The 21,524-nt window shown below is 41.2% G+C and carries 15 protein-coding genes; 14 read left to right on the top strand and 1 reads right to left on the bottom strand.

Going from position 1 to position 21,524, the window contains the following annotated elements; translation table 11 throughout:
• Window positions 1-24: 24 nt before the first annotated feature.
• The 3 genes from ACESPU_RS07905 (at window position 25) to ACESPU_RS07915 (ending at window position 8,817) form a co-directional block, all read left to right on the top strand.
• Window positions 25-6,180, top strand: a complete 6,156-nt coding sequence (locus ACESPU_RS07905; RefSeq protein ID WP_057327369.1) for an RHS repeat-associated core domain-containing protein — start codon at window positions 25-27, stop codon at window positions 6,178-6,180.
• Between the two features lie 46 nt (window positions 6,181-6,226).
• Complete coding sequence (locus tag ACESPU_RS07910) at window positions 6,227-6,742, top strand: hypothetical protein (protein ID WP_022193033.1); 516 nt, start codon at window positions 6,227-6,229, stop codon at window positions 6,740-6,742.
• Window positions 6,743-7,239: 497 nt separating this feature from the next.
• Window positions 7,240-8,817, top strand: a complete 1,578-nt coding sequence (locus ACESPU_RS07915; RefSeq protein ID WP_008778962.1) for a PQQ-binding-like beta-propeller repeat protein — start codon at window positions 7,240-7,242, stop codon at window positions 8,815-8,817.
• Between the two features lie 49 nt (window positions 8,818-8,866).
• On the opposite strand, the gene ACESPU_RS07920 is transcribed toward ACESPU_RS07915, so the two are convergent.
• Window positions 8,867-10,066 carry a hypothetical protein gene (locus ACESPU_RS07920; protein WP_008778963.1) on the bottom strand — a complete coding sequence of 400 codons (1,200 nt, stop codon included), beginning with the start codon at window positions 10,064-10,066 and terminating at the stop codon, window positions 8,867-8,869.
• A 237-nt stretch (window positions 10,067-10,303) separates the two neighbouring features.
• Here ACESPU_RS07920 and ACESPU_RS07925 point away from each other — a divergent pair, with 237 nt between their 5' ends.
• The 11 genes from ACESPU_RS07925 to ACESPU_RS07975 all read left to right on the top strand — a co-directional run bounded on the left by ACESPU_RS07925 (window position 10,304) and on the right by ACESPU_RS07975 (window position 21,286).
• Complete coding sequence (locus ACESPU_RS07925) at window positions 10,304-11,008, top strand: hypothetical protein (protein WP_005860303.1); 705 nt, start codon at window positions 10,304-10,306, stop codon at window positions 11,006-11,008.
• Between the two features lie 150 nt (window positions 11,009-11,158).
• Entirely contained in the window at window positions 11,159-11,563 is a 405-nt protein-coding gene (locus ACESPU_RS07930; protein WP_057326764.1) for a PH domain-containing protein, read from the top strand.
• A 10-nt stretch (window positions 11,564-11,573) separates the two neighbouring features.
• Window positions 11,574-12,920 carry a dihydrolipoyl dehydrogenase gene (gene lpdA / locus ACESPU_RS07935; protein WP_122114988.1) on the top strand — a complete coding sequence of 449 codons (1,347 nt, stop codon included), beginning with the start codon at window positions 11,574-11,576 and terminating at the stop codon, window positions 12,918-12,920.
• Between the two features lie 36 nt (window positions 12,921-12,956).
• Window positions 12,957-13,682, top strand: coding sequence for a DUF4271 domain-containing protein (locus tag ACESPU_RS07940; RefSeq protein WP_008773164.1), 726 nt, complete (start codon window positions 12,957-12,959; stop codon window positions 13,680-13,682).
• Window positions 13,679-14,434: a uroporphyrinogen-III synthase gene (locus ACESPU_RS07945; RefSeq protein ID WP_029257164.1), complete on the top strand. Its 756-nt coding sequence runs from the start codon at window positions 13,679-13,681 to the stop codon at window positions 14,432-14,434. The genes ACESPU_RS07940 and ACESPU_RS07945 overlap by 4 nt, the downstream gene beginning before the upstream one ends.
• Window positions 14,434-14,820 carry a ribonuclease P protein component gene (gene rnpA, locus ACESPU_RS07950; RefSeq protein WP_036630613.1) on the top strand — a complete coding sequence of 129 codons (387 nt, stop codon included), beginning with the start codon at window positions 14,434-14,436 and terminating at the stop codon, window positions 14,818-14,820. Before ACESPU_RS07945 ends, rnpA begins: the two co-directional genes overlap by 1 nt.
• Window positions 14,820-15,041 (top strand): membrane protein insertion efficiency factor YidD, encoded by a 222-nt coding sequence (gene yidD, locus ACESPU_RS07955; RefSeq protein WP_005863660.1) that lies wholly within the window; start codon window positions 14,820-14,822, stop codon window positions 15,039-15,041. Before rnpA ends, yidD begins: the two co-directional genes overlap by 1 nt.
• The gene (locus ACESPU_RS07960) at window positions 15,025-15,696 is read left to right on the top strand and encodes a TatD family hydrolase (protein WP_122114989.1); all 672 of its coding nucleotides are present in this window, start codon (window positions 15,025-15,027) and stop codon (window positions 15,694-15,696) included. The genes yidD and ACESPU_RS07960 overlap by 17 nt, the downstream gene beginning before the upstream one ends.
• 103 nt (window positions 15,697-15,799) lie before the next feature.
• Window positions 15,800-17,092 carry a tyrosine--tRNA ligase gene (gene tyrS / locus ACESPU_RS07965; protein WP_008778966.1) on the top strand — a complete coding sequence of 431 codons (1,293 nt, stop codon included), beginning with the start codon at window positions 15,800-15,802 and terminating at the stop codon, window positions 17,090-17,092.
• A 413-nt stretch (window positions 17,093-17,505) separates the two neighbouring features.
• Window positions 17,506-18,336: a family 16 glycosylhydrolase gene (locus tag ACESPU_RS07970; RefSeq protein ID WP_009275446.1), complete on the top strand. Its 831-nt coding sequence runs from the start codon at window positions 17,506-17,508 to the stop codon at window positions 18,334-18,336.
• Window positions 18,337-18,427: 91 nt separating this feature from the next.
• Window positions 18,428-21,286, top strand: a complete 2,859-nt coding sequence (locus ACESPU_RS07975; RefSeq protein WP_008773160.1) for a triple tyrosine motif-containing protein — start codon at window positions 18,428-18,430, stop codon at window positions 21,284-21,286.
• Window positions 21,287-21,524: the final 238 nt, after the last annotated feature.

Raw genomic sequence — 21,524 nt, forward strand, 5'->3', positions numbered from 1 at the left:
AATATAATTTAAGTATACTTATAGATGAAATTAATATATTTATATACGATAGGGATATTTATCATGTTTATGTCCCCATCTTCTTATTTATGTGCCCAAGGAGTTGCTGAGAATAATCAATTTTTCGATTGGAAGGAAAGTGATTACAAGGCTTATGAGGATTCTTTATTGAAGGCTTTATATCCTCCGGTTATAGCGAAAACTGCAGAAAATCCGGAAAGGTTTTCACAGCAACCTCAGGCTTTTGTTCCTAAAGCCATATCTGATAATACTTACGTTCCGACTACAGTTACAATAGATAAATCGAAAGCTGTAGGAGAGATACCGATACAAACAGGTGTTTCCCCGACTGGAGCTAAAACCTATACGGTTCCCATACAGGTTTATCCGGGTATAAATGGATTTGAACCCCAATTATCATTGGCTTATAATAGCCAGCAAGGAAATGGCATCGTTGGTATTGGATGGGGTATTGGCGGTGTGCAATCGATCATGCGTACGAGTAGGAATATTTATTATGATGGTAAGCCCCAAGGAGCTTTACGTACGAAAGCGGATGCGTTCGTGTTAGACGGGATGCGTCTTATAAAGATCTCAGAGAATGCGACAACTATTAATTATGAGTCCGAGCAAGGCAATATAAAAGTAAAAGCTTTTTTGTCCGGCGATGTCGTGAAATATTTTGAGGTATTTTATCCTAATGGAACCAAGGGCATATTTGGATATGCCTCAAATACAAGCAATAAGATCTTTTATCCGATAGTTTCTTTGTCTGACTTGCGAAATAATCAGATCCTATATACTTATGTCGAGCAAGAAAACCATTACAGATTGACAAAAGTTGCTTATAATGGTGCCTCTGTGGAATTTCAGTATCAAGCCTCACGACCGGACCCCTTGGTCTCTTTTATAGGGGGGCTTAAGACAGGGGAAAGCTACTTGCTGGCTAAAATCATCAGTAAATTAGGCTCTACTGCGCTTTGTACGTATAGCTTGAGCTATAAAAACCAGAACAATAGCTCAGTTTTAAGCCAGATAGATTATTCCGCCTCCGGGCAATCTCTGAACCCTATAAAGCTTTACTATGGAGAAGGCATAACAGATGGGTCTTATGATAATGGTTCTGTCACACAGCTATATAATTGGTATGAATCAACGGATCCTGCTCGTATCAAGGTAGTGAAAGGAAGGTATGATTATGCGTCGGGGGCAGATGGTTTGATCTCTTTGCCTAATGAGAATCCCTATTGGGAGCATTACAGACATTCGACGGCTTTTCAGCATTCCCAGAATAGATATGACAATAAATTCACCGGAGAAGAGAAAATCTATCTTTATGCCGGATTGAATAGCGAGTACGCTTCCCCCATGCCCAATCTTACGACCGGAGCTAATTTTATCGATATCTTTTGTGCGGATTTGGAGGGAAAGCAAGAAGAGCATATCATAAAAGTAAACAATGGCGTTTCCGGTGATAATGATCAAGTGACTTTCCGTGTATATAGGGCCAGTTTGACTGTGGGATTGGTATCTAAATATACACGGACTTTTAATTTCCCGACCGTATTGACCGATGCGGATGGGGCAAAGAGCATACATCCTAAGTTTTATTATACAGGGGATTTCAATGGGGATGGAAAACAGGAAGTACTAGCGGTCTCTTGCCATCATCCTTTTGGAGAGACCAGTAAGACCTCTAAATGCTATATATTTGATTTGGAAAGTGGTAAGGTCTTATATCAGAGTTACTTGTTTCCCTATAACGTTAATTTTGTAGGCACGGAGCAGCCTGATCCTGAGGACGCATTTCAGAAAACAGATAGACTTCTGGTATTAGATTATGATGGAGACGGGAAAAGTGACATCGCTCTTATTAATGACTCCGGGGTAAATATATATACTTTTGATGTTTCCGGTAGTACTTGGACGGGCCGAAAAGTCTCTACTTATACCGGATTAAAAAAGGTGGATCTAAAAGATCGCTCGCTGTTGCTGGGGGAGATCAACGGAGATGGGCTTATGGATTTGCTGGTATCTCCGAAAAAAAAGGATCCAGTCTATACGTGGGCCGCTTATAACTCGATGGGAGATGGACAATTTTATAAATCCACGTTTGCCGGTACTCAAAACTCGGGGATTTCTACGGATGGCTTTTTGCTACAAGATGTAAACGGGGATGGTATGACAGACTTGATCCGGTATCATAGCTCCGGTTTCTTCACTTACCTCGCTAAGAAAAATAACGTGGGTTCGGTTGAATGTGCCCAAAATTATACATCGAAATCAATCTTGATCCCGACTAATATAAACAGTCATAATTATTTTAGTCAATTGGTCAGCTTGAAGAATGGAGTGGTTACAAAATATTCATTCAAGAGGAATGACAATAAAGGCGTTTTGGCCACGGGTATGGCGAATAGTTTGGGAGTGGTCGAAAAGAACACATACCTGTTGATGAATGAGGAGGCCATATCTTCCGGTACTTATGCTAAGGGTGCGAACGCTGTTTTCCCGTATGTGGACATTCAAGAGTCTATTCCTGTCATAGCCTTTTCCAGTACTTATATGAAAGGTAACCGGGTTGATAATTTCACTTTCACGTACCGAGGTGGTGTTATTCACCGCCAAGGATTGGGGTTTAGGGGATTTGAGAGTATATTCCGTACGAATTTGAAAGGGCAGCTTACGGAGCAATATTTTGATCCTTATAAATATGGCATATTGAAGAGTGAGGTTTCACCTGAGGCGAAATTGACCTATAATTTTGCCGTTAATGTTCAAGCCAATAAAACGGTCAAGATACGTTTAAGCAATAAGACAGAGCAGGACTTGCTTAAGGGTATTACTGCTACTACCGCTTTTGTATATGATACTTATGGAAATGCGACGCAAGAGACTATCACTTACACTGGGGGTATTACGGTAAAAAAGGCGAACACATTTTATAACAATACGGCAGAGAGTGGATATCTTATTGGTTTCTTGACCGATCAGAGCGTGACTACTACTCGTAATAGCAGTACTTATACCGAGCGAATGAATATTCCTTCGCATACGAACGGCTATGCGAATAGCAAGGTGTTCTATAAGAATGGAAATAAAGCGAAAACTTACGAGTATGTTTATGATACTCCGGGTAATATCACAAAAGAGACGCTATTCTTGTATGGTTCGGATAAAGGGCTGAAGACCGAATATGCTTATGATACGAACGGTCGATTGAAAAAGGTGACAAACCCATTAGGACTTGCAAATGAGTTTTCTTATAATACGGAGGGGCGTATGTCTTCTGAGAAGGACCACCGGGGAAAGTCTACGGCGCATACGTATGATCCATTTGGTCGGGAGACAAGTGTCACGTTCCCTGATAATACTACCGCTACTGTATCTTACGGATGGTCGGAGGAAGGGACAAACGCTTTGTATGCCATAACCCGTTCTGTGACGGGTAAACCTACTACTAAAAGTGTATATGATGCGTTGAATAGAGAGGTAAGAACGGCCGAGACTCGTTTTAATGGCAGTTTTCTAAAAACGGATAAAATTTATGATAGTTATGGAAGGGTGCAAAAAGTCTCTCGTCCGTTTGCCGGTAGTTCGGCTACGGCTTGGAATATCTATAGTTATGATACGTATGATCGCTTAACCGCTATATCGGAACCTTCCGGAAGAAAAACGACTCATGGTTATAGCGGCAATAGTATAACAACGGTGGAGGATGGAATCTCTGTCAAGCGGACGTATGATGCGTTGGGCAATCTTATATCTGTGGTAGACCCAGCAGGAACGATTACCTATAATCTGCGTCCGGATGGACAACCTTCTTCTATCGTCGCACCGGGTAACGTGACTACTTCATTTGGTTATGATGGTTTCGGCCGTCGGACTAGCTTGGGCGATCCTAGCTCTGGTACGACAACTTATGCTTATGACGCATCCGGCAACCTATTGAAAGAGACGAACGCAAATAATAAGGTTATCAATTACACATATGATACGTATAATCGCCTTAAAACGGCGACTTTACCAGAGTTTACGACTACATATACTTATAATGGCTACGATGAGTTGACGAAGGTCTCTTCTTCTGTCGGAACTTCCATTGATTATGTATATGATGCGTTGGGTCGTCTGTCGAGCCAGACAGAGACGGCGGTAGACAATAAATATTTACGAAAGGATTATACCTATAACGGAGGAAATGTAAGCTCTATTAAGTATACGTCTCAATCCGGAGTTTTGACAACCGAGAATTATAATTATGCGAATGGTCATTTAGTTGAGACCAAGCTGAATAACCAAACATCCATATTTAAGCTCACGAAAGAGAATGACATGGGGTTACCTACCGAGGTACGCTCCGGTGCCTTATCTCGTACCTATGGATATGACAGTTATGGATTCCCTACTTCCAGGAAGATACAGAAAACAGGGGTGACCACATTCCTCCAGAATATGGAGTATGTTTTCGATCCTGTTAAACGGAACTTGACTTACCGGAAAGACATTAATGTATCCCAAGAAGAGAAATTCTCTTATGATAATCTTAATCGTCTGACTTCCTACAAAGGGCTTATGGCAACTTATGACGCGAAAGGAAATATCTTAACCAAAGGGGATGTCAGTGGTACATTCGCATATAATACAAGTGGCAAGCCTTACGCCATATCTTCCTCTAGCGTGGCAAATGGTATTATGTCTTCCGCCACACAGGTTATTAGCTATACCTCTTTCAAGCGTCCGAACGCTATTACGCAAGATGGTAACGTGGCCTCGTTTACCTATAACGGCAATCAGCAGCGTGTGAAGATGCAGGTGGCTAAAGGGGGTAGCCGTTTGTTGACCCGCTATTATTTGGGGGATTGCTATGAGATCGATGAGACTCCCTCGGGTAATAAGGAGAAGCTGTATTTGGCGGGAGAGAATTACTACGACGCTTCGGCGGTATTGGTGAAGGATCATACGAATAGCTGGAAACTTTATTATATAGGTCGTGATTATCTGGGAAGTATCACGGATATCATCACCGAGGCAGGGACGAAATACGCGAGTTATAATTTTGACGCATGGGGTCGCCAACGTAACTCATCCAGTCACGTTTACATCCCTTCGGGGCAGGAGGTAGAGTTGTTCCTTGGTCGTGGCTACAGTGGCCATGAACATCTTAAGGAGTTTGGTCTGGTAAATATGAACGCCCGCCTGTATGACCCGGCTCTGGGTCGTTTCCTCGCTCCTGATCCGTTTGTCCAGATGCCGGACTTGTCCCAGAACTTCAATCGTTACAGCTATGCCATGAACAACCCGTTGAGGTATGTGGACGAGGATGGAGAGTTTATCCATATTATAATAGGTGCGGTTATCGGAGGAACAGCAAATTTGATCTATAAGGCTGTATCGGGTCAACTTCATAGTTTCAAGGATGGATTTGCCGCATTTGGTATTGGAGCCGCCGCCGGAGGTTTGGGGGCTGCGACTGGTGGGTTGGCCTTTGCCGCTGCTGGAGGTGCCGCCGGGGGAATCGGAGGCTTTTTGGCTGGAGCCGCCGCAGGTTCGGCGAGTACGGCGGTGATGATGCCTGTCCAAAGTGCGGGTAACTCGTTGTATTTCGGGGACCAGTTTATGAGCTTGAAGGATTATGGCTTGGGTATTTTGGGTGGTGCCTTGACAGGTGGAATCGGAAACGGTATGGTTGCCGCCTTGAAAGGTAATAACTTCTGGACAGGTAAGGACGTTAAATTCGGACGGACGATCTTCTCGTTCAAGAACACGGCGACAAGACCGGCACCGGAGATGAGGTTGATGGAGGCATCTACTCCTTCAGTAAATGTAGAGCGACCAAATCTAACTGCTACAGGAGATAAAATATCTGTGGCTAATGATCATAATACTTATACTGTTTATCAAGGAGTTGATGCAAATGGAGATGTACGTTATATAGGGATTACTAGCAGAAAGCCAGAAGTTAGATTCTCAGAGCATTTGAATTCAGGGACGAATAGGGCTACACTTGATTATAGACCGATACAAGGAACTGGGAACTTAAATAAGTTAGATGCTAGAATAATGGAGCAGAAATTGATAAATCGATATGGAATGCAGAAGAATGGAGGTTCTTTATATAATTTAAGAAATGAGATAAAACCTAAGTTTTGGGATAAGCATGGAATAGGTAAGTATTAATTTATAAAAATATTATCTTTACTGCAAAAAAGAAACTTGTGATAATATGGCAAAACGAATAGTGACAAAAATGGGAGATATTTTTTGTGTAGAAATAGATAATGGTTATAAAAGATTTTTTCAATATATCATTAATGATATAGAAGCTTTGAATAGCTCTGTAATACGAGTTTTCAAGACCCATTATCCCATGGATTATAGGCCGATTATAGAGGAGATTGTGATGGATGAGGTAGAGTTCTATGCCCATACGGTTTTACGTGCAGGGATAGTTTATGGGGCTTGGTACAAAGTTGGCAACTCAAAAGAGATAGGTGAAGGTCATAAGGATGTTCTATTTGGAACAGCTAGTGATGTCCGAGTTCTTCCAAACAAAGAACTTGAGTTTGTCAGTCCTTCGGAGAATTGGTATGTATGGCACATTAATGAACCTCCTTTGTTTGTAGGTAAACTTACGGAAAAGTATAAGGATTTAGAACAAGGTGATGTAATGTCTTATGTTTCTATAATTGATAGGTTGAGAAATGGAAGGTATATGCGTAAATGTCAAGGGAATGGATAGTTATGAAAAGAAACAGTGAATATAAATAATATGAAAGAATAGATAGTAGAATGGCTTTTGAATTTATGCCGTAACGAGGTAATACCAGAAAATAATGTAACATTAAATTTTGGTGTTTTTGAGTCTATATTAAAAAATAGGCTGTTTCGTGATAGAAAATGAGACAGCCTATTTTTTTGTTTGAGTTTTGTATATGTACTGATGCCGAGCTTATTTCTGAACTTTAATAAGTGTAGTTACACTATACAATCTGTTGATATATCTATCATCATAGAAGGCTTATCGGTGGAGCCGCCGCAGGTTCGGCGAGTAGGGTGATGATGATGCCGGTTCAAAGTGCGGGTAACTCATGATTTACAACCCACTATTGATAGAATACGATCAGGAAAGTTGTTTACGTTTCGTCATGATGGATCAACCTAATTATAATAATGTGACTTGTATTTCGTTAGAAAAATATCAAAAGTGAAATTGTATCAAATAATTATTGTGGAGATATGAGGGTCATCAAAATTTTCTTGCTGTTTGTTTGTTGTATTTCATTAGATGTACAATCTCAAACATTTTTGTCGGACACATTGGGTATCAATGAGGATGGCTCTGTTATCATTGCTAAAAGTTTGGCTTTACCCGGCTGGATTCTTGGAGTGGATGTGGATTCGACGGATAATTTGCTTTTTATCCGGTATCGGAATTTGTCGAAAAATGAGACTTCCTTGAAAAATAAGGGGGGAATATCCGTTTACTCCTTGGCTGATCAGAGGATGCTATGGCAACGTCCTGTCAATTATTTTAATCAAGATCCAAAGTTGACTTCAGAGGGAGTTTTGTTCGTGACAATGGGGAAGGCTACATCGTTGCTGGATTTGAAAACAGGTAATGAGGTTTGGAAGAAAAAGAAAATGATTCCTTATTGTGTGGACGCTAAGAACCGGATGTTTTTGGCTTATAAAGGCAGTTATATGAACGGGGTGTCTAACGAGTTGGAAGGCCATAGCCTTGCGACGGGAGAAAAGATGTGGAGCCGGAAAATGAGCCATGTATATGGATGGAATGAGAGTGGTTTACTGGATGACTCTACTCGATTGATTGTCTCGGATGGGATTCATCTGGTTCACATGGGAAATGGGGAAGGGCCGAGTTATGCCATGCCGACTGGGGCAAGTGATTATAAAGAGGCCGTCGCTCTTGGTGCGCTCGGTGTGGTGACGGGTGTCTTAACCGGTTTTGCAGCAGTGCCTACCGGGCCGAAGAAGGTGATGGAACTGGTATCGAATGTTTTATCGGACGACACGGTTTTTTACGTGGCAAGCCGGGAGAATTTGTTTTGTCTGGATCGGCAGTTGCAACCTAAATGGGGGTATCCGATACCTGATGGAATGGGATCTCGCTCTCATTTGTTTGCGAGAGGAGATAGCCTTTATATGATTAATATGGGAACAGGGTATCGAAATACTATTTTTGATACTTCTGAGGCTTATGCTCACGAATACTTAAGACTGAAGGTTGGCTGGCCGTTTATCGCCTGCTTCGATAAACGAAAGGGGGAGAAGGTTTGGTTTCGCCAGCTCTCGGATAAGAAAGAGATGGTGGAGGAGTTTGATATAAATTGGGAAGAGGATGCTCTGATGGTGTTGTTTTCCGATCATATCCGGAAATACTCGTTATCTGGGGATTCCTTATTGAGTGAGGTATCATGGAATACCGAAGTAAACGGGAAGTTATTATATCTTACCAATTCTTCTTATTTCTTGCAGGATTTTGAGGATAGTACATCTTATCAGCGATATAAACGCCCGGATTCGATTTATTGTTTGGTTACAGATAAGAATGAAATGGTTGAGCTAGACCAACAACTGAATGTTTTACAAACTTATCCTTTGTCTAGGTTACGTCCATTCAGGGATTTACCAAATGGGGATAATTTGATATTCTTGGGAGACAAAACATTGTGGGTTAATTCAAAGGGTGAAAAGAAAGCTTATTTACATACCTCATCCAAGATGTTTAGGGTAGGTGAAAAGTTTTTCATCTATAGTTTGGATGGTAAAAAGATATATGAATTTCCTTTATAATTAGGGGATATCCAAAGGCGGGTTGGATTGGTAAGTCGTATACAAATGCTTACATGGATAGAATCCCTGTTTTTGACAATGTATCCAAATAGTTTATTATATAACTATCAATGTTTTTAGGTTCTAGGGTATCCCTTGTCCAAGAAACTTGCTTTCCTGTTTCATCAATTTCTTTTTTAGCCCTATACAATAAATCGAAGTCACGCAGTAAAGATATTTTGGAATGTATATATAGTTGACTTAAGCATTGGATTACTTCTAAGACAGTTCTTCTTTTGTGATAATTTTCAAATAAGAGAAATCGAAGATAGTTCAAAAGTATGTATTCTTTGTTAATATCTAAATTGAACTCACATATAAGAATATCCATTCTTTTCCTTAGATCCTTTTGATTATCTATACAAGGTATCTGAGAAGCGAAGTCTTGCATGTTCTTGTTGACAAAGTCTGCTTTTATCATATTTTTAGACCAGGTTATCCATTTTTCATCAATTTCCATATCAAATACTGTCATGGCAAGTATCTCGAGGGTGTTTGGTACTTTATTTAATATTGCGGTGGGATTATAGAATGTGGATGTACGCAAATCAAAACGTCTCATAGCGTACAAAAGTTCTTCAATACTTTTATTTAGGTCTAACTTCGGAAAGACTTTGACTGGTATGGTGAAAAAAGCCATGTCTTGCTTTATCTCAAAAATACATTTCTCGCTCAGATAGCGATTCACATTTTCGATATGCTGTTCTTTGTCTTTTATTGATTTAGGTATATAATAAGGAATAATCATGCAAGTGAACCAATCTTCTTTTCCTTCATTCTTTAAAAGGCAAACCTCAATTCTGAAAAGTTTTCCCTCTTTTATGCATTCGAATGCTGTTTGGCTGACCTTTTTGGGTGGACTATCCCAAAGATAGAGTCCCAATCCTTGAAGTATGTATTTTCTTAATGTCTTTGGTCTCTTATAATTGTTGATAAAAGTCAATGTCAATGTCAGAGGTAAAATAAATATGAAGGGAATCAATGAGATTGCGATCAGTAGGTCCAATGGAATATTTCCGGATATGAGACCTGTAATAATTAGAATAGCCATACAAGGTATACAAAGGATAGTCACTAAAGAAAGTGAATATAGTAACCATCCTTTCAAGGTCAGAAACTCTAGATGAGTAAATTTACCCAAATCATGTATTATTAATTGTAGGTATTGTTTGATTGTAGAGATTGATATCTTATTTTCTTCCAGTTCCATTATGCTTGTTTAATGTCTATATTAATTACAAAATTACAACATATCCTTTATAAACTGGTATATTTCATGTAAATATGTAATAGATTACTTCATAGTTATGGTTAAATGTATTGTCAAGAAAGATATTTTGGCTATTTTTAATTTTTACCTTCTGAACATTTAGGGGTTCACTCTGTTTTAACAAAGCATTGGATATCCGGCATGTATTTAGTAGTGAATTAATTAAACGTCAAAATTATGAAGGTGAAAATATTATACACGGCTTTAATCTCATTGATCGCGGGAGGAGCGATGGCGCAAGATTGTACGTTCTTCTTTCCGCAAACAGAGGGAACGGTATGGGTCCGTAAAGGATATGACGCGAAGGGAAACTTACAATCTGTTATGAGTTATCAAGTGGATGAGGTGGAAACATTGCCTTCCGGCCAAGAGGTGGAAGCGGACTACGTATATACTAATCCCTCCGGTACGATCGTGAACAAAGGAGATATCAAGGCATACTGCCAGAATGGAGAATTTTTCCTCGACTCGAAAGAGACGCTCTCTTATCCGGGAGTGGTATCGGAAATGAATACGAATGTGGATATCACGGAGAACTTTATAAATTACCCAAATCCGTATGCGGCTAATTTCGATAAGAATAACGTGTATTTCGACGAGGCTTCCGTAAAGATCTACGATAAGAAGAACCGGAAGAATCGTAAGGATATGGCCATTAAGGATCGTGAGTTTATTAAAACGGAAAGCATAACAACTCCTGCCGGTACGTTCGATTGCGCTAAGGTAAAATATAATATCGCTACACGTTCCCCTAAATCAAAGGAGACAATCACTGGGTATGGCTATGAGTGGTACAGCCCGAATGTAGGCTTAGTGCGTACGGAACAATATGATAAGAATAACGTATTACAATCCTATACGGTATTGGAAGAATTAAAATAAAAAGGCGACTACAATCTTATGATTTGTATTAACCGGTTTAAGTGGATACGCTGTTGCTGAGAAGTGACAGCGTATTTTCTTTTATGGGAAAGATTGGGCAATTTTCTTTTTGTTTGACGTTTTTCGTTAACTTGCGGCAAATTTCGAAAAATGGAAAGAGAATATAAATCAAAAGTGGGATGGTGGTATCATCTGGTGATTATCATGGTGGTAATTGGTTGTGTGGCTGCGTTTTTGCGTACCAATATATCGGTTATAGTGGGTATGATGGTCGCTGCGTTGGGGGTGCTTCATGTTTTCTTTAATACGTATTACCGGATAACGGAAGATGATATGTTGATAGCGCATTGTAGTATTTTCCCGGAGAAGAAGATCGCTATCGCTGATATAGAGGCGTTGGAATCTACCGTGATGCCGGTGTCTAGCTACGCCCTTTCGTTGGATCGGCTGATCATATGGAGCAATGGGAAACCTTGGATGCTCATATCTCCGACCAACCGGGCTGATTTTATCAAACAGTTGAGAAAGATTAATCCTAATATACAACTTAAATAGATCTAATAGTATGAAATACGATGTCGCTATAATCGGTGGAGGTCCTGCCGGTTATACTGCCGCGGAGAGAGCGGCGCAGGGTGGGCTTTCCACGATTCTTTTTGAGAAAAACGCATTGGGCGGGGTTTGTTTGAATGAGGGATGTGTGCCGACAAAGACGCTTCTTTATTCCGCTAAGACGTATGATAATATCAAGCATGCTTCCAAGTATGCGGTGAAAGCGGAGAATCCTTCTTTTGATCTCCCGAAAATCATCGCCCGTAAGAATAAGGTCGTGAAAAAGCTGACAGCCGGTATCCGTATGAAAATGACGGAGCATGGCGTGGTGATGGTTACGGCGGAAGCTTGTATCCAAGGGCGTGCGGCCGACGGGACGATTACGATCGCCGCCGGAGAAGAGCTATACGAGGCTGCGAACCTTTTGATCTGTACGGGATCAGAAACGGTAATTCCTCCTATACCCGGATTGGCGGAGACGGAATATTGGACGAGCCGGGAGGCGTTGCAATCGAAGGAGCTTCCGGCCTCTTTGGTGATAATCGGTGGAGGCGTGATCGGTATGGAGTTCGCTTCTTTCTTCAATAGCCTTGGGGTAGAGGTACATGTCGTGGAGATGTTGGATAAGATATTAGGCCCGATGGATCGTGAGCTGTCCGAAATGTTGCAAGCGGAATACGCTAAACGGGGGATTAAGTTTTATCTAAGTCATAAAGTGACCGGGGTGCATGGAACCGAGGTTTTTGTAGAGAAAGACGGGGAGACATTCACGTTGCATGGCGATAAGGTCCTTTTGAGTGTAGGGCGTCGTCCGGTTACGAAAGGTTTTGGCTTGGAGATACTGGCTCCGGAGACTTTTCGTAATGGGGTGAAGGTGAATGAGTACATGCAGACTTCCCTGCCAAATGTATATGCTTGCGGTGATATTACCGCTTTTTCCTTACTGGCGCATACGGCAGTTAGCGAGGCGGAGGTGGCCGTGGATCATCTCTTGGGCAAATCGCGCCCGATGAGTTATAAGGCTATTCCGGGTGTCGTTTATACGAATCCGGAGATCGCCGGTGTCGGGAAGACAGAGGAGGAGTTGCAGGCAGAAGGTATTTCGTATACCGTGAAAAAAATACCGATGGCATTCTCTGGGCGTTTTGTCGCGGAGAATGAGATGGGGAATGGTGTTTGTAAGTTGATCTTGTCGGAGGATGAGACGTTGATCGGTGCCCATATGTTGGGTAATCCGGCCTCGGAGTTGATCGTGATCGCCGGAATCGCTATTGAGAAGGGGATGAAATCGGATGAGTTAAAGTCGTTTGTGTTCCCGCATCCTACGGTAGGAGAGATTATTAAGGAAGCGCTTTATTGAAATAATTATGTACCTTTGTGCCGATAATAGCGGCACATGGGTACATTTGAAGGATATGTAGGGATTCGTTTGTGGGACGGACAATTGGTGGACGATGTGGTCTTTAGCCTTTTGTTCGTCTTATTTATGTGTTTTGCGTTGGTGTTCCGTACCAATTATCGTTTATTCCTGAAGATGATGCGTGATGTGGTATATGTGAAAGAACGTCAAAATTTATTTGAGGTAACGAGGGGGAGCGAATGGCTCTTCCGGAATTTCATGACGTTTCAAGCCTTGTTTCTTTGTAGCGTTTGCCTTTTTGCTATCGCTAGGGCATATGGGTATTTCAACCATTTGCTAGAAAATACGGTGTTGATATCTATTGGGTTGATAATGATGGTATTGATGCTGTTTTATTGGTGTAAGCGCTGTTTCTATTATTTATTGGGGGTTGTTTTTACGGACGCTCCGAAATACAAGTTTTGGAAGACTAATTATAACGCTATTATAGGAGCGTGGGGGATCTGTTTATACATTCCGGCACTTTGGTTGGTATTCGTGGGGAGCAGTATACAGATTCCTGTTTTGTTGTTTGTATTTTTCTATATTCTGTGTCGTTTTGTGATAATTTATAAGACCATACGGATATTTCACAGGAAAAATAGCAGTTTTTTATATATTAGTTTGTACCTTTGCGGCCAAGAAATATTGCCTTTAGTTTTTCTGTATGAAGGCATTATTTATTTGTATAACTTTATCGAGTCAAGTACTCTATGGCATTGAATATTAAAAAATTATTGGTATCACAACCGAAGCCTGCATCGGAGAAATCACCATATTTCGATATTGCAGAAAAATACGGTGTGGAAATAGATTTCCGCCCGTTCATCAAGGTTGAACCTTTATCTTCCAAGGAGTTCAGGCAGCAACGAATCTCGGTTTTGGATCATACCGCCGTTATTTTTACGGCTCGTACGGCTATCGATCATTTCTTTCATTTATGCGAGGAATTGCGTGTGGCTATCCCGGAAACGATGAAGTATTTCTGTATGACAGAGGCGATCGCTGTTTATCTCCAGAAGTATATCGTTTATAGAAAACGTAAGATTTTTTATGGTCAGACCGGTAAGGCAGATGATTTGGTGACTGTTATCGCCAAACATGCGAAGGAGAAATACCTAGTACCTGTTTCCGATGTACATAAAGATGATCTATTCGCTTTGTTAGACGCGAAGAAAATCAACTATACGAAAGCGGTGATGTTCCGTACGGTGAGCAATGATTTCGCGAAGGACGAGAAATTCGATTATGATATGTTGGTTTTCTTTAGTCCGTCGGGTATCTCTTCCTTATTGAAGAACTTCCCGGATTTCAAGCAAGACGATATAAAGATCGGCTGCTTTGGCCCTACTACGGCAAAGGCTGTTAAAGATGCGGGTCTGCGTTTGGACGTTGAGGCTCCCACGGTGGAAGCCCCTTCTATGACTGCTGCTTTGGATTTATATCTGAAAAAACAGCAAGACGGTAAAAAATAATGACGACAAAAAGGTATACCCTTTCAAAAGAAGAACGCCTGTCGTGGAAACGTTACATTGACCTATTATTCGAAAAAGGACAATCGTTCGTGGCGTTTCCACTGCGGGTCGTTTATTTACCGATGGAGGAAGAGATGCCTGCCCGTGCTTCCTTCTTAGTGAGTGTACCGAAGAAAAAATTTAAGAGAGCCGTAAAGCGTAACTTGATCAAACGACAGGTACGTGAGGCTTACCGGGTTCGTAAATATGATTTACTGGAACCGTTGGAAGCGAAGAATAAGGGCATGTTAATCGCTTTCCTGTACCTCGATAAAGAGATCCATCCGTACGCTGTGATGGAAAAGGCAATGAAGAAAGCGATCCATATCCTTCGGGATAAAGAATAATGAGACGCTTTTTTACCACATTACTCTTATTGCCGGTTTATTTCTACAAATATTGTATCTCTCCTATGACACCGGCTTCGTGCAGGTATACGCCCACTTGTTCCGAATATGCGGTGCAAGCTTTGAAGAAATATGGCCCTGTGAAAGGATTGTATCTTGCGGTTAAACGAATACTTCGTTGCCATCCTTGGGGTGGGAGCGGTTATGATCCGGTTCCGTAACGCCATGGGTTATTATGATATACATACGCATCAGATGCCTTTCCATAAGGAGGATATCGCGATTATAAATAGGATCGTGAGTCCAATGGGTGATATGCAGCCGGGTCCACTTCTTGATACGGTTATTCGCTCATATGGTATCCATCCGTGGTATATATATAATGTAAAGGAGCAGATGGACCTACTTAGGGTATTGGTGTCTGGTTCGGGAGTCGTGGCGATCGGAGAGGCTGGACTTGATACACTGGCCGAATCTCCAATGGATTTGCAAAAAGAGGTGTTTCTGGCACAAGCCAATTTAGCGGAGGAAACACATAAGCCATTAATCATCCATTGCGTAAAAGCGTGGGCGGATCTCATTGCCTGTAAAAAGGCCGTGAAACCGGAGATGCCTTGGATTATCCATGGCTTTCGAGGTAATGGTGAACTTGCCTCCCAATTGGTTCGCTTGGGGTTTTATCTCTCTTTTGGAGATCGTTTTAATCCATCGGCTTTGCGTGCCGCATGGCCTGATTTCCTTTTCTTGGAGACCGATGATAAATCGATTGATATCCGCAGGGTCTACCAAAATGTAGCGGAAGCGTTGGATATTCCGGAAGAAAAGCTGCGGATTCAAATCGCTAAAAACGTTTCTATCTTCCACCTAAACGGATAATTATCAATTATCAATTTTCGATTCTCAATTAAAAAGTCGTACCTTTGCCTCGTATGAGATAAAGTGACAAATATATTAATGTAATACGATATAAATTAATACGATGAATTTTGTAGAAGAATTAAGATGGAGGGGCATGATCGCTGATATGATGCCCGGGACGGAAGAGCAATTGCAGAAAGAGTTGACATCGGCCTATGTGGGGATCGACCCAACGGCAGACTCTTTGCATATCGGACACTTAGTAAGTGTGATGATGCTGAAGCATTTCCAACGTGCCGGTCATCGTCCTATCGCTTTAGTGGGTGGCGCTACCGGTATGATCGGTGACCCGTCTATGAAGTCTGCCGAGCGTAATTTGCTGGACGAGGCTACTCTTCGTCACAATCAGGATTGCATCAAGAAACAATTGGCTAAGTTCCTTGATTTTGACTCCGACGCTCCTAATGCCGCTAAGTTGGTGAACAACTATGACTGGATGAAGGGTTATTCTTTCTTGAATTTTATCCGTGATATCGGTAAGCATATTACCGTGAACTACATGATGGCTAAGGATTCAGTGAAGAAACGTTTGAGCCGCGAATCCAGTGTAGGTATGTCTTTCACCGAGTTTTCTTATCAATTGCTACAAGGCTACGATTATTTGTATTTGTATGAGCATGAGGGTTGCCGCCTACAGATGGGTGGTACTGATCAATGGGGTAATATCACGACTGGTACGGAATTGATCCGCCGTACGTTGGGAGGGGAGGCTTATGCCTTGACTTGCCCGTTAATCACGAAGGCTGACGGTGGTAAGTTCGGAAAGACGGAATCCGGTAATATCTGGTTGGATCGTCGCTATACTTCTCCGTATAAATTCTATCAATTCTGGTTGAACGTAAGCGACGCTGACGCCGCCAAGTATATCAAGATCTTCACGGACTTGAGCCAAGAAGAGATCGCCGCTTTGGAGGCGGAGCAAGAGGCCGCTCCTCATTTGCGTCCGTTGCAGAAACGTTTGGCGAAAGAAGTGACTGTTATGGTTCACTCTTTGGAAGATTATGAGGCCGCTGTCGAGGCTTCCAATATCTTGTTTGGTAACTCCACGCACGAGGCTTTGTTGAAATTGGATGAGGACACATTACTAGCCGTATTCGAGGGTGTTCCTCATTTCGATATCTCCCGTGATGAATTGGCCGCAGGAATCAAGGCTGTTGATTTGTGTACTGAAAAAGCCGCTATCTTCCCTTCAAAAGGTGAGATGCGTAAATTGGTACAAAGTGGTGGCGTAAGTTTTAACAAAGAGAAATTAGCGGAGGTTGATACTGTAATCGACTGTTCTTCACTGCTTGACGATAAGTATTTATTGGTTCAAAGAGGTAAGAAAAATTATTATTTGTTGATCGCAAAGTAAAAAAATAATCAAAAAATTTGCAAGGTAAGATTTTATTCTTACCTTTGCATCGCTTTAGTAAAGCAATCGGATTGTCTCATGGTGTAATGGTAGCACTACAGTTTTTGGTTCTGTCTGTCGAGGTTCGAATCCTCGTGAGACAACTCAACAATCCAGAGAGAGGGATGTCAATTGTGGCATCCCTTTTTTATTTTGTGACATTTTCTCGTATAGATAGCTTATCCGATAAATCCCTAGGGAAAATGGGGTAGTACTTACTTTGGCCATGAAGTATATCTTCTCTGCCACTTGAAGTATATCTCCTGTGGTATTCGCAGTATAATTGTGGGGATAACCTTGCGATGTGTTTTTCATCTACACTTTTATTTATTTTTCATATATTTGTGGAAATTCTGATTTAAATCTATATTGTTATGTCACGTTCATTTCTTTTGTTTGGTTTTATCCTATATAGTGTTTTCTTGAGCAGTCTGGCGAATGCTAGTGATATCGATTTGTCTGCACCCATGGATAAAGGCGGGTGGAAATTGATATGGAGTGAGGAGTTTGACTATACGGGATTTCCTGATTCTACGAAATGGTCTTATGATACGGAAGGTAATGTATATCAATGGGGAAATAACGAGGCTCAATATTATACATCCGGCAGAAAGGAGAACGCTTGGGTCTCGGATGGGGTGTTGAGGATTACGGCCTTGAAAGAACCGATGGAAGGTCGTTCATATACATCGGCTCGCCTGATTACGAAAGGAAAAGGGGATTGGTTGTACGGACGTTTTGAGATTCGGGCGAAACTCCCGACTGGACGAGGGACATGGCCGGCCATCTGGATGCTTCCAACGGATTGGGAATACGGGGATTGGCCAAAAAGCGGGGAAATAGATATTATGGAAAATGTGGGCTATGATCCCGACACGATCGTAGGTTCTTCGCATACGGAAAAATATAATCATGCGATCGGAACTCAAAAAAATGCTAAAATTGCGTGTCCGGATTGTTATAAAGCGTTTCACGTGTACGCCTTGGAATGGGAGGAAGATGAGTACCGGCTTTATGTAGATGATCAATTATACTTTACATTTAAGAACGAGGGGACAGGCTATGAGGTTTGGCCTTACGATAAACGCTTTCATATCTTGCTGAATCTGGCGATCGGTGGGAATTGGGGAGGCCAAAAGGGTATTGATGATTCTCTTTTTCCACATGTGTTCGAGATTGATTATGTAAGAGTTTATAAGAAGTAGGGTGTAACGTGATGTTTTTTTATTTACTTTTGTGGTACATAACATTCTGTACTATATAGTGAAGGAGATACTTAAGAGGACGTTGGTTCGTATGTTGATTTGTTGCGTTATTGCCTTGTTATTTTGTATAACGGGGAATGCGAAGGTACCCTATATTCCTAAAATCATCAATTATTCCGTAAGCGATTACAAAGCGGGAAACCAGAATTGGGCCGTCTCCCAAGGCCCGGGAGGAAAGATGTATATTGGTAATAACCGGGGGCTTTTGGTTTTTGACGGTATTCACTGGGATCTTGTGAAATTACCGAATAATCTAGGTGTCCGTGCTTTGTATATATCGAAGGACGGACGTATTTATGTCGGCTCTTTCGAGGAGTTCGGGTATTTTGAGATGGATGATGAGAATGATCTGATTTATCATTCACTCAGTTCGTCTGAGATGAACGTCTATCTTAATAATGATGAGTTCTGGACGATTAATGAGTATAAGGGTGAGATTTATTTTCAATCATTCCGGAGCTTTTTTATTTATGACGGGGAAAAAGTAAGAAAAGGTGTATCTGACCTGTCCCCATTGTATATTTTCACATTGGACGATCATCTATACGTTCAGTTCATGGAGGGAGGAAGCTTTTGTCGAATGGATGACGGCCAGTTTACAGAGTTACTCTCGAAAAAGGTTTTGGAGGATGATGTGGTTTCGGTCTTGCCATTTGATCATCAGCTATTATTGGTCTCGGCTCGTAGTGGATGTTTTATCTATGATGAGGTGCGTAAAAAATTGTCTGTGTGGAATACACCAGCCAATGAGATATTAAAGGAAGGGATCGCAAACCGGGGAGTCATGATGAAAGATTCTACTTTTATTGTGGGTACGATTTCTAATGGGGTTGTAGCGATTAATAAGCAGGGGGAAACTTTGTGGCATATCAACCGGGAGAATGGCTTGATTAATAATACGGTATTGAGAGTATTTGCTGATAATTCGGATAATTTATGGGTTACATTGGATAATGGTATCGCGCAGATACATGTGAATTCTCCGATCTATTTTTATGAACCGCTTGAGGCCCAGATTGGTATGGTGCATGATATGGTGATAGAGAAGGGTATTGTTTATTTAGCTACGAACCAAGGTCTTTATGCGTTATCTGAGAATGATAGTTATCCAACCTTGATTCCCGGTACTCAAGAACAGACATGGTATATCTCCGATGTCGGAAATCAACTGATTGCCGGACATAATACAGGTACCTTACAGCTAGAGGGCCGAAAAGCTACTCAGATACCGGGTCCCAATGGAGGGGGGACCGCATTACGTAAGACAATTATCCATGGAAAGGAAGTTTTACTCCAGATGTCTTACCGTCCACTCAGTGTTTTCACCCGGGATATGGTTACTAATCGTTGGAAATTTAGCCATAATGTAGAAGGATTCTCTAATTTGATCAAATCGTTTGAGGTTGACCCTACCGGCAATATATGGGCTAGCCATATGTATAAAGGTATCTATCGTCTTCGCTTGAATGAGGATTTGAGGAGCGTGAAAGAGATGGAGTATATCGGAAAACTGGAGGAAGGTAATGAGAGTGGTACGATTAATGTAATGAAATTACGCGGACGTATTGTTTTCTCGGATGGGAGTAAGTTTTATACTTATGAGGATTTGACTGGAAAGATCGTTCCTTATGATTTGTTGAATGAGGATTTTCCCGAGTTAAGCGATACCTATCGGGTTGTTTCCTTGAATAATGATTTATATTGGTTTATCCGGAATTCGGAATATGTATTGTTAGGATATGAGTCCGGGCGATTCCAGTTAAAACAGCGTATTCCTTTTACTTTGTTTGATAATCCGACCATAGAGGATAGGGGAAATATTTATGTGGCTTCCGACGGGACGTCTTATTTTTGTCTAAACGGGGGGATCGCTCGTTATGACAGATACCGGAATTATGTGGATACGACTCGAGTTCCATTAAGTTTGTCGCAGGTAAGGGCCTATAATCGGCATGAAAATGAGTTCGCTCCGCTCCCTTGCAAGGGAGCGGACGCACCGGAAGCCGGTGCGTCCGTATTGAGTTATAGCTATAATACGATTCTTTTTAAGTTTTCGTATCCGGATTTTACGGGGCGCCGTTTCCTGATCTATTATAAACTGGACGGGTTTGATAATGAATGGATAGAAGGCACCAGTAATTTTCAACGGACTTATTCTAATTTACCGTATGGTAATTTTGTGTTACATGCGGTTGTGAAAGACGATCGAGGAAAAGAGCTATCTTCTCTGTCTTATCCATTCAAGATCGAACGTCCATTTTATAGCTCTTGGTGGGCGCTGATCATCTATTTTGCTTTGTTTTTATGTATACTGGTCGTATTAGTGAGAATGTATACGATGTGGATTGTCATGCGTGAGAAAAAAGTTAACGAGGAGCAAAAGAGATTGCAAGAAGAGCAATTGAGGGCGCAAGAGCAATTAATTGTCAAGCTAGAGAATGAAAAATTAGAAAATGACCTTACTTATAAGAGTAAGGAATTAGCCAGTGCTACTTTGTCTGTTATCTCTCATAATGATTTCCTTGAAGGTCTAAAAAAGGAAATACAAGCTCAACAATTATCGGGAAGTTATACGAAACGATTCTTCGATAAGCTCATCCGCATGATCGAAGAGAATATATCAGGCGAGGATGAATGGGCCATTTTCCAGACTAATTTCGATCGTATCCATGAAAAGTTCTTTACGAATCTAAAAGAGCGGTATCCCGATTTGACTCCGGGCGATTTACGATTATGCGCTTTATTACGTTTGAATATGCCAACTAAGGATATGGCTCGTATGCAAAATCTTTCCGTACGTGGTATCGAGGCGGCGCGCTATCGATTGCGTAAAAAACTAAATCTACCGGAGGGCCAAAGCTTGGTAGATTTCATGATCCAGTTCCACTAAGATATTTCATAGTTATGAATGAAAAATATCATAACTATGAAATAAGAAAATCATAACTATGAGTTTTCCTTGTCATTTTTGTTTTCCCATATTTAGTGAAATGTGTTTAGTAACATATAATGTTCTCCTTTTGAATTAACAAATGTATTATAACTGAAAATAAGACAATTAATATGTATTGCAGTAGTATAAAAGTAGTAATTTTCTGCTTGCGCAAGGCTTGCAGTAGTGTTGAAGT

It is taken from the genome of Parabacteroides sp. 20_3, assembly GCF_964238835.1.
In the GTDB taxonomy this organism is placed as follows: Bacteria; Bacteroidota; Bacteroidia; order Bacteroidales; family Tannerellaceae; genus Parabacteroides; species Parabacteroides distasonis.

Coding starts and splice junctions, on each gene's coding strand:
- ACESPU_RS07905 (WP_057327369.1), top strand. CDS start 25: ATGAAATTAATATATTTATATACGATAGGGATATTTATCATGTTTATG.
- ACESPU_RS07910 (WP_022193033.1), top strand. CDS start 6,227: ATGGCAAAACGAATAGTGACAAAAATGGGAGATATTTTTTGTGTAGAA.
- ACESPU_RS07915 (WP_008778962.1), top strand. CDS start 7,240: ATGAGGGTCATCAAAATTTTCTTGCTGTTTGTTTGTTGTATTTCATTA.
- ACESPU_RS07920 (WP_008778963.1), bottom strand. CDS start 10,066: ATGGAACTGGAAGAAAATAAGATATCAATCTCTACAATCAAACAATAC.
- ACESPU_RS07925 (WP_005860303.1), top strand. CDS start 10,304: ATGAAGGTGAAAATATTATACACGGCTTTAATCTCATTGATCGCGGGA.
- ACESPU_RS07930 (WP_057326764.1), top strand. CDS start 11,159: ATGGAAAGAGAATATAAATCAAAAGTGGGATGGTGGTATCATCTGGTG.
- lpdA (WP_122114988.1), top strand. CDS start 11,574: ATGAAATACGATGTCGCTATAATCGGTGGAGGTCCTGCCGGTTATACT.
- ACESPU_RS07940 (WP_008773164.1), top strand. CDS start 12,957: ATGGGTACATTTGAAGGATATGTAGGGATTCGTTTGTGGGACGGACAA.
- rnpA (WP_036630613.1), top strand. CDS start 14,434: ATGACGACAAAAAGGTATACCCTTTCAAAAGAAGAACGCCTGTCGTGG.
- yidD (WP_005863660.1), top strand. CDS start 14,820: ATGAGACGCTTTTTTACCACATTACTCTTATTGCCGGTTTATTTCTAC.
- ACESPU_RS07960 (WP_122114989.1), top strand. CDS start 15,025: ATGATCCGGTTCCGTAACGCCATGGGTTATTATGATATACATACGCAT.
- tyrS (WP_008778966.1), top strand. CDS start 15,800: ATGAATTTTGTAGAAGAATTAAGATGGAGGGGCATGATCGCTGATATG.
- ACESPU_RS07970 (WP_009275446.1), top strand. CDS start 17,506: ATGTCACGTTCATTTCTTTTGTTTGGTTTTATCCTATATAGTGTTTTC.
- ACESPU_RS07975 (WP_008773160.1), top strand. CDS start 18,428: ATGTTGATTTGTTGCGTTATTGCCTTGTTATTTTGTATAACGGGGAAT.